This window comes from Methylobacterium indicum (genome assembly GCF_001043895.1).
GTDB classification, from domain to species: Bacteria; Pseudomonadota; Alphaproteobacteria; order Rhizobiales; family Beijerinckiaceae; genus Methylobacterium; species Methylobacterium indicum.
This window is the reverse complement of record NZ_JTHF01000170.1, coordinates 21,277-29,831: the sequence shown is the minus strand read 5'-3', so window position 1 is coordinate 29,831 and position 8,555 is coordinate 21,277. Positions and strand designations below refer to the sequence as shown.

The following is an 8,555-nucleotide window of genomic DNA, read 5'->3' as shown; positions in this document are numbered from 1 at the left end:
CCCGATCCGGGTCATGCCGGCCGATCGGGATCTGTCCGTCTCCGCCGGCATGCTGAGGCCGATCACGCTGCCGCTCGGGTTGTCGCTCGGCGACCGTTACTGCCTGGCTTTGGCGAGACGAGAGGCCGCGACGGCGCTGACGGCCGAGCGGCGCTGGTGCGACATCGCCGCAGCCGTCGCCCTCGAGGTCGAGACCATCCGCTGACGGGGCGGGACGCCGACCGGGCATCCCGCCCCACGCGCCCTCAGAACCGCACCGCCCGCGCCCGCTTCACCTGGGGGATCGCCTCGATCGCCTTCAGCAGAGCGCCCGAGACCGGCTCGTCGACGGCGGCAAAGCAGATCGCGTCGCCGCCCGGCCGGTCGCGGCCGAGATGGAAGGTGGCGACGTTGACGCCGGCCTCGCCCATCAGCGTGCCGAAGCGGCCGATGAAGCCCGGCTGGTCGGCGTTGCGGATGTAGAGCATGTGGGGGGCCACCGCGGCCTCGAGCGCGATGCCGCGGATCTCGACGAAGCGCGGGCGGCCGTCGCCGAACACCGTGCCGGCGGCGTCGCGGGGCATGTCCTCGGCCTCGACCGTCAGGTGGAGGCGCGAGGCGTAGGGCCCCTCGACGGCGGTGCGGGTCGCGGTCTCGACCTGGATGCCGCGGGCCCGCGCCACCTCGATCGCCGAGACCATGTTGACGCCCTCCAGGAACGGCCGCAGCGCGCCCGTCACCGCAGCCGCCGTGAGCGCCTTGGTGTTCAAGCCAGCCGCCTCGCCCTCGTAGACGATGCGGATGCCGCGGATCGGCGCCTCGGTGAGCTGGCCGAGGAACGAGCCGAGCTGCTCGGCGAGCGTCACGTAGGGCCGCAGCCGCGGCGCCTCCTCGGCGGAGATCGACGGGAAGTTGACCGCGTTGCGGATCGCCCCGTTGAGCAGGTAGTCGCTCATCTGCTCGGCGACCTGGAGCGCCACGTTCTCCTGCGCCTCGGTGGTCGAGGCGCCGAGATGCGGCGTGCAGACCATGTTCGGGTGACCGAACAGCACGTTGTCCTTGGCCGGCTCCTCGGTGAATACGTCGAAGGCGGCGCCCGCGACGTGGCCGGATTCGAGGGCGGCGCGCAACGCCACCTCGTCGACGAGGCCGCCGCGGGCGCAGTTGACGATCCGCACGCCGGGCTTCGTGCGCGCCAGCGCCTCACCTGAGAGGATGTTGCGGGTCTTGTCGGTGAGCGGGACGTGCAGGGTGATGACGTCGGCCCGGCGCAGGAGGTCGTCGAGCTCGACCTTCTCGACGCCCAGCGCCACGGCGCGCTCGGGCGTCAGGAACGGGTCGTAGGCGATGATCCGCATCCGCAGGCCGATGCCGCGATCGGCGACGATGGCGCCGATATTGCCGCAGCCGATCACCCCGAGGGTCTTGGCGGTCAGCTCGATGCCGAGGAAGCGGTTCTTCTCCCACCGGCCGGCTTGCGTCGAGGCGTCGGCCTGCGGGATCTGGCGGGCGAGCGAGAGCATCAGCGCGATGGCGTGCTCGGCGGTGGTCACGGCGTTGCCGTGCGGCGTGTTCATCACGATCACGCCGCGGGCGGTCGCGGCGGGCACGTCGATCGTGTCGACGCCGATGCCGGCCCGGCCGATCACCGCGAGGTTGCCGGCGCGCTCCAGGAGGGCGGCGGACACTTTCGTGGTCGAGCGGACGGCGAGGCCGTCATACTCGCCGATCGCGGCGGCGAGGGCTTCCTTGTCCTTGCCGAGCTCGGGGCGGAGATCGGCCTGGATGCCGCGCTCGCGGAAGATCGCGATCGCGGCGGGGGAGAGGGTGTCCGAGATCAGGACTTTTTTGATGGGGGTGGGCATGGCGAGCCTCGAACGGGGTCGCGCCATCGCCCCGCTGGGGGAGCGGGTCGGCCGGGGGCTCGCGTGGTCACACCGGGTTGTGCGCATCCTCCTCTCCCCGCGGGCGGGGAGAGGGCTGTTGACCCCTTGTCGGGTCAACAGCGAGGCGGCAGCCGAGGGTGAGGGGGTGGTGCCGGAAGAGTCTCATCCGGAGACACCCCCTCACCCTCGCTCCGGCTGCGCCTGCGCTCGTCGCTTGCACACCAAGGTGCAAGCGACCCTCTCCCCGCCCGCGGGGAGAGGAGAGAACCCGCGCTTCATTCGGCAATGTGTGATCGTCGTGGGCCACGCCCAGCCGACGCCGGCTCCCGCGGGGCTCCGGCGCCGAGAATACGGCGATGATGGGCTTGGGTCAGGCCGCCTGCGTCAGGCGAGCCTTCTCCTGGGCGAAGGCCCAGTCGAGCCACGGCGTCAGGGCTTCGAGGTCGGAGGCCTCGACGGTGGCGCCGCACCAGATCCGCAGGCCGGGAGGCGCATCGCGGTAGGAGCCGATGTCGAGGGCGACGCCCTCGCGGTCGAGCGCCGTGGTGATGCCCTTGGCCACCGCGGCCACGGCCTCCGGCCCGCGCCCGACCACGTCGGGATCGCTCACCACGAGGCAGACGCTGGTATTCGAGGCGGTCGCCGGGTCCTGGGCGAGGTTGGCGATCCAGGGCGTGCGGGCGACCCAGTCGGCGATGACGCCGGCATTGCGGTCGGCGCGGGCGCGCAGGGCCGGCAGCCCCCCGAGCTTGTCGGCCCATAGGAGCGCGTCGATATAGTCCTCGACCGCCAGCATCGAGGGCGTGTTGATGGTCTCGCCCTGGAAGATGCCCTCGATCAGCTTGCCGCCCTTGGTCATGCGAAAAATCTTCGGCATCGGCCAGGCCGGGACGTGGCTCTCCAGCCGCGCGACGGCGCGGGGCGAGAGGATCAGCATGCCGTGCGCCGCCTCGCCGCCGAGCACCTTCTGCCAGGAGAAGGTGACGACATCGAGCTTTGGCCAGTCGAGGTCCTGCGCGAAGGCCGCCGAGGTGGCGTCGCAGATCGTCAGCCCCTCGCGGTCGGCGGCGATCCAGTCGGCGTTCGGCACGCGCACGCCCGAGGTGGTGCCGTTCCAGGTGAACACCACGTCGCGGGTGCGGGTGTCGACGGTCGAGAGGTCGGGCAGGCGGCCGTAGGGCGCCTTGATCACGCGGGCGTCGAGCTTGAGCTGCTTGATCGCGTCGGTGACCCAGGTCTCGCCAAAAGATTCCCAGGCCAGCATATCGACCGGGCGGGCACCGAGGAGCGACCACATCGCCATCTCGACGGCGCCGGTGTCGGAGGCCGGCACGATGCCGATGCGATAGTCGGCCGGCACCTGCAGCACGCTGCGGGTCAGGTCGATCGCCTGTTTGAGCTTGGCCTTGCCGAGCTTCGCCCGGTGCGAGCGGCCGAGCGCCGCATCGGAGAGGGCCTCGGGGGTCCAGCCGGGGCGCTTGGCGCAGGGGCCGGAGGAGAAGAAGGGCGCGCGCGGGCGCACCTCGGGGAGGCGGGTCGTCGTCATGCTGTGTCCATCCTTCCAGATGGGCGCCTCTCGGTGGGGAGAGGTGTCCCGCCGCCGGGGATGCGCCGCGCCGGCCCCCGCGTCAAGCCTGTCGTCACCGCACCCTGGCCGGCCGGCGCCCCGCCGGATACGAGGGGAGCCGGTGACACGAGGGTGACATGGACGAGTTCGGGCGCGCCCTCGGGCTGGCGGTGGCGATGATCCTGCGGGGGGATGCCGACCTCGTCGCCATCGTCGGCCTGTCGCTGCGGGTGAGCCTGACGGCAGCGGCCCTCGGCTTCGTCCTCGGCGCGCCGCTCGGCGCGCTCCTCGCCGCGACGCGGTTTCCCGGCCGCGGCGCGGTGCTCGTCCTCATCAACGCGCTCCTCGGCCTGCCACCGGTGGTGGTGGGGCTGGTGCTGTACCTGCTGGTCTCGCGCTCGGGGCCGCTGGGGAGCCTCGGCCTGCTGTTCACGCCGGGCGCCATGGTGATCGCGCAAGGGGCGCTCGCCCTGCCCATCGTCGCGGCGCTCTCGCACCGCACCTGCGAGGCCCTGTGGGCCGAATACGGCGACGCCCTGCGGGTCGACGGGGTCGGGGCGGGGCACGCGGCGCGGATCCTCCTCGCCATGGCGCCCGCGCCCCTCGTCACCGCCTTCCTGGCGGCGTTCGGGCGGGCCATCGCCGAGGTCGGCGCCATCCTGATGGTGGGGGGCAACATCCGCGGCTACACGCGCACCATGACGACCAGCATCGCGCTCGAGACGAGCCGCGGCGACCTGGCGCTGGCGCTCGGTCTCGGCCTCGTCCTCGTCAGCCTGACGCTGGTGGTGAGCGCCGCCGCCTTCGGGATCAGCCGGGTGGCGGCGGCGCCCCGCGGGTGATCACTGCGTCGGCATCGTGCCGGTCGGGAAGAACAGCTGCTCGCCGTTGATCGTGAACGAGGCGATGGCTGCGCGGCCGCGCTCGGAGGTCAGCCACTCGTGCCAGATCCTGGCGTCGGCCGCGTGGATCTGCGGGTTCTTCGACGGGTTCACCAGGGTCGAGCCGTAGGGGTTGAACAGCGCAGGGTCGCCCTGGACCAGGATCACGAGGTTCTGGCGGTTCTTGAAGTTCGCCCAGGTCGCCCGGTCGGTCAGGGTGTAGGCATCCATCGCGGCAGCGGCGTTCAGCGTCGGGCCCATGCCCTGGCCGAGCTCGCGGTAGCCGCTCCCCAGGCCCCGGGCCTCGATGCCGGCCTTCTTCCACAGGCGCAGTTCGGTGCGGTTGGTGCCGCTGTCGTCGCCGCGGCTGGCGAAGGGCGCCTTGGCCTTGGCGATGCGGGCGAGCGCGTCCGTCGCGTCGCGTCCGCCCTTGATGCCGGCCGGGTCGGCGGCGGGGCCGACGATCACGAAGTCGTTCGCCATCACGTCCCGGCGGTCGAGGCCGTGGCCATCAGCGACGAACTTGTCCTCGCCGGCCCGGTCGTGGACGAGGAGCGCGTCGGCATCGCCCTTGGCGCCGATGGCCAAGGCCTGGCCGGTGCCGACCGCGACGACGCGGACCGCGATGCCGGTCTCGCGCTGGAAGATTGGCAGCAGATGGCCGAACAGGCCCGATTGCTCGGTCGAGGTGGTGGAGGCGAGCGTGATCGCCCGCTCCTGTGCGGCCGCGGGCAGGACGGGCGCAAGCGCGAGGAGCGCGGCGAGCGCGAGGCGGCGTGAGATCGGGAGGCTCAAGGGCGGGTCTCCGGTGGCGGTGTCGGCCAGCGATAGCCCGCGGCCCGGCCGCGGCGCCAGGACGATTCGCGCCCGGGGGATCACCTCTTCGCGGGCGGTGCCGCCGCCGCGAGGCTGTTGGCGATCGTCGTCAGCAGAGCGGCGGCCTGGGTCGCGACCGCGGGCTCCCGCCCGTCCGCCGTCAGCCGGCGCTTGGTCTCGATCACGGTCTCGACCGCCTCGACGAGGTCCGCCGCCGGGATCACCCGGCGCTCGACGAGGACCAGCATCAGGCTCTCGACCAGCATCAGGGCCGCCTGGGCCTCGGCGGCATAGGCCTGGTCCAACCCGGTCGGATTCCCGTCGCGCTCAGGCTCCGGCATCGTCGTGACCCATCCGCTTGCAGCCGGCCTCCCGCAATCCGACGAATTCCGGCCGGCCGCGCTCCGAGACGTCGAGAAGCGGCCCGGCGATCCGCACCAGGCCGTCGAGGTCGCCGATCGTCACCCGGCGCCCCCGCATCGCGACGACGCCGCTTTCCCGGAACGAGCGCAGCACCCGGTTCACGTGGACGTTGGAGATGCCGAGATGGTCGCCGATCTGCTCCTGGGTCATCGGCAGGTCGAAGGCCATCGCCTCGGGGGCGAGGGTGCCCGAGAGGATCAGGCGGCCGCGGAAATCGACCAGCAGCATCGCCAGGCGCTCGTCGGCGCTGCCGCGGCCGAGGCCGACCACCCAGTTGTGCAGCCGGCGCTCCTCCTCGATCACCTGCCACATGCAGCGGGTGGCGAGGTCGGGGTCGCGCTCGTAGGCCTCGCGCAGGGTCCGGTGGTCGACCTGCTCGACCAGGATCTCGGACAGGGCCTGCACGGCGTCTGGGCTGTGGGTCGCAAACAGGCTTTTGACCGCGAACAGGTCGCCCGGCAGGAAGATGAGGATGAACTGGCTGCGTCCGTCCTCCAGGGTGCGCAGGCGGCCGACCCAGCCCTTGCGCAGGCGGAAGACCGTGTCGTTCGGGCTGCCCGCCTCCACCAGAAGGCGGCCGGCCGGGTAGATTCGTCCGGACCCGGCCATCACCCGGTCGAGCGCCGCCTCGCCGCGTTGCAGGGCCCCCAGGATCTCGGGCCGGTGCAGCATGTAGCGGGCGGAATCGGGCATGGCGGCGGTGCGGTCCGGGGTGCGTCGCGACAGGACGGCGCCCGGAAGGACAGCGCCGATCACTGGGCTCTAGGGAGCCTCGGCGGCGGCGGCATTCACCTGCGTTGTGTTCCCGACAGAGTCCGGTGGACGATCAGCCGATCAGGTCCGGCCGGCGCTCGCGGGTGATCCGGGCCGCTTCCGCCGCGCGCCAGCGGGCGATGGCCGCGTGGTTGCCGCCGGTGAGCACCTCCGGGATCTCCCGCCCCTCCCAGTCCCGCGGGCGGGTGTAGTGCGGGTATTCGAGGCCGCCGCTCTCGAAGCTCTCCTCGACGCCGGACGCGTGCTTGCCCATCGTGCCGGGCAGGAGGCGCACGCAGGCATCGAGCACCACCAGCGCGGCGGGCTCGCCGCCCGACAGGATGTAGTCGCCGATCGAGACCTCCTCCAGGCCGCGCCCGGCGATCACCCGCTCGTCGACGCCCTCGAACCGGCCGCAGACCACGACCACCCCCGGCCCTTCGCTCAGCGCCCGGACGCGGGCTTGCGTGAGCGGGCGGCCCCGGGGGCTCATCAGCAGGCGCGGGCGGGGATCGTCGGGGGGGCAGGCGGCATCGATCGCCGCCGCGAGCACGTCGCAGCGCAGCACCATCCCGGCGCCGCCGCCGGCGGGCGTGTCGTCCACCGCCCGGTGCCGGCCGATTCCGTGGTCGCGGATGTTGCGCGCCTCCAGGCTCCAGGCGCCCCGCGCCAGCGCGTCGCCGGCGAGCGACAGGCCGAGATGGCCGGGAAACATCTCGGGGTAGAGGGTCAGGATCGTGGCGCGCCAGGGCGCGGCGGAGGATGCGTCGGAGGTCATGCGGGTTGATGGCGCCGGAGGGGCGGAGCGGTCAACCGGCCCGGGCCCTCACGCCTCCTCGGCCCGGCACAACGCGTCGACGGTCTTCAGGTAGGCCTTGGCGTCGAACTTCTTCAGGGTGTTCGGGCCGAGATAGCGCACCGTGCCGAAGACCTTGCGCCGTCCCCAGGGCCGGTCGTGCAGGCCGAACAGCCAGGCGACGTTGGTGAAGGAGTTCGCATCGCGGCCGTCGAGGAAGTAGCGGTTGTTGAGACGCAGTGCCACCGCGAAGGCCTCCTCCGGCGAGGGCGACCATTCGAGGATCTTCTTGCCCCAGTACATGCGCAGGTGGTTGTGCATGTAGCCGGTGACGCGCATCTCGCGCATCGCGGCGTTCCAGTACTCGTCGTGGGTGCGCCCCTCGGCCAGAGCCGCCTCGTCGTAGAGGTGGGGGCGCGGATCGTCCGCGTGCTCGGCCAAAGCCTTGCGCGACCAGTCCGGCAGGGCCGTGGCGTAGGCCCCGTAGCCCGGATTGGTGTGGACGTGGTTCATCGCCAGTTCGCGCCGGACGATCAGCTCCTCGAGATAGGCCGCCCGGTCCTCCGGGCCGCCGGTCTTGGCCGCCTGCACCTCGAGGGCGATCGCCACCGGCGAGATCTGGCCGAAATGCAGGTAGGGGCTCATGTGCGAGGCCGCTCCCGCCTCGGGCTTGTTGCGCACCGTGCCGTACTCGCCGAACGGTCCGGCGAGGTAGGCGGCGAGGCGACGATGCGCCTCGACCTCGCCGCCGCGGAAGCGCCGCACCGGCGGCACGTCGCGGTCGAGGGTCATCGCGGCGAGCGCCGCCTCGGGATCGGAGACGTCGAGGTCGCTCTTCAGCGACAGGTCGTCGGCCTTGTGCTTGACCGTGCGGGCCCGCAGGGGCGCGAGATAGGGCTCCCAGGTCCGGTGCAGCTTCGGCCGCAGGGTGCGGGCGGCGAATTCGTGCTTGCCCGAGGCGACCTCGAGCGGGACCACCACGTCGCCCTCGACCTGGACCAGGCGGCCGTCGAAGCCCTTCTCGATCTCGGCGTACCACTGCTTCTGGATCGTCAGGTAGCCGCGGTCGAGGACCAGCATCGCCGCCTGCCTGCCCAAAGTCAGGGCAGCCTTGGCCGGGGTCGCCCGGCGCAGCACGAAGGCGATGCCGCGGTGCTCCAGGCCCGCCCTGGCATCGGCGAGGCCCTGGAGCAGGAAGGCGTAGTGCCGGGCATTGGCCTCGGGGAAATGCGCGCCGCCGTCGAGGAGGCCGAACCCCACGACGACCGGAAGACCGAGGCGGTTGGCCTCCTCGACGGCGTATTCGAGGGCCGGGTTGTCGCGACTGCGCATTCCCTGCTGCATCAGGTAGAGCACGTAGGCGCCGTCCCTCGGCTCCACGTCCTTGAGAACCCGGATGCGCCCCGCCTGAATCGCCATGTCCATCCCCCGTCGGCGCAGCGAAACTAGGCCGT

The 8,555-nt window shown here is 72.3% G+C and carries 9 protein-coding genes; 2 read left to right on the top strand and 7 right to left on the bottom strand.

What is annotated here, in order from left to right:
- The coding region (locus QR78_RS20040; protein ID WP_048429339.1) for a PIN domain-containing protein at positions 1-205 on the top strand (205 nt) is incomplete at its 5' end.
- A gap of 40 nt (positions 206-245) precedes the next feature.
- On the opposite strand, the gene serA is transcribed toward QR78_RS20040, so the two are convergent.
- Both serA and QR78_RS20030 read right to left on the bottom strand, forming a co-directional pair.
- Positions 246-1,844, bottom strand: a complete 1,599-nt coding sequence (serA, locus tag QR78_RS20035) for a phosphoglycerate dehydrogenase (protein WP_048429335.1) — start codon at positions 1,842-1,844, stop codon at positions 246-248.
- A 391-nt stretch (positions 1,845-2,235) separates the two neighbouring features.
- Entirely contained in the window at positions 2,236-3,411 is a 1,176-nt protein-coding gene (locus QR78_RS20030) for a phosphoserine transaminase (RefSeq protein ID WP_048429334.1), read from the bottom strand.
- A gap of 158 nt (positions 3,412-3,569) precedes the next feature.
- On the opposite strand from QR78_RS20030, the gene QR78_RS20025 reads away from it, so the two are divergent.
- Positions 3,570-4,274 (top strand): ABC transporter permease, encoded by a 705-nt coding sequence (locus QR78_RS20025; RefSeq protein ID WP_048429333.1) that lies wholly within the window; start codon positions 3,570-3,572, stop codon positions 4,272-4,274.
- Here the strand turns inward: QR78_RS20025 and QR78_RS20020 are convergent, their stop codons facing one another.
- From QR78_RS20020 to QR78_RS20000, 5 genes are all read right to left on the bottom strand, one after another.
- Entirely contained in the window at positions 4,275-5,108 is an 834-nt protein-coding gene (locus tag QR78_RS20020) for an ABC transporter substrate-binding protein (RefSeq protein WP_244276328.1), read from the bottom strand.
- 80 nt (positions 5,109-5,188) lie between these two features.
- Positions 5,189-5,470 (bottom strand): hypothetical protein, encoded by a 282-nt coding sequence (locus QR78_RS20015; protein WP_048429332.1) that lies wholly within the window; start codon positions 5,468-5,470, stop codon positions 5,189-5,191.
- Positions 5,457-6,245, bottom strand: a complete 789-nt coding sequence (locus QR78_RS20010; RefSeq protein ID WP_125900944.1) for a Crp/Fnr family transcriptional regulator — start codon at positions 6,243-6,245, stop codon at positions 5,457-5,459. The genes QR78_RS20015 and QR78_RS20010 overlap by 14 nt, the downstream gene beginning before the upstream one ends.
- 133 nt (positions 6,246-6,378) lie before the next feature.
- Positions 6,379-7,083 carry a tRNA (guanosine(37)-N1)-methyltransferase TrmD gene (gene trmD, locus QR78_RS20005; protein ID WP_048429330.1) on the bottom strand — a complete coding sequence of 235 codons (705 nt, stop codon included), beginning with the start codon at positions 7,081-7,083 and terminating at the stop codon, positions 6,379-6,381.
- A 48-nt stretch (positions 7,084-7,131) separates the two neighbouring features.
- A complete protein-coding gene (locus tag QR78_RS20000) occupies positions 7,132-8,520 on the bottom strand; it encodes a deoxyribodipyrimidine photo-lyase (protein ID WP_048429337.1) in 1,389 nt (462 codons plus the stop codon).
- Positions 8,521-8,555: the final 35 nt, after the last annotated feature.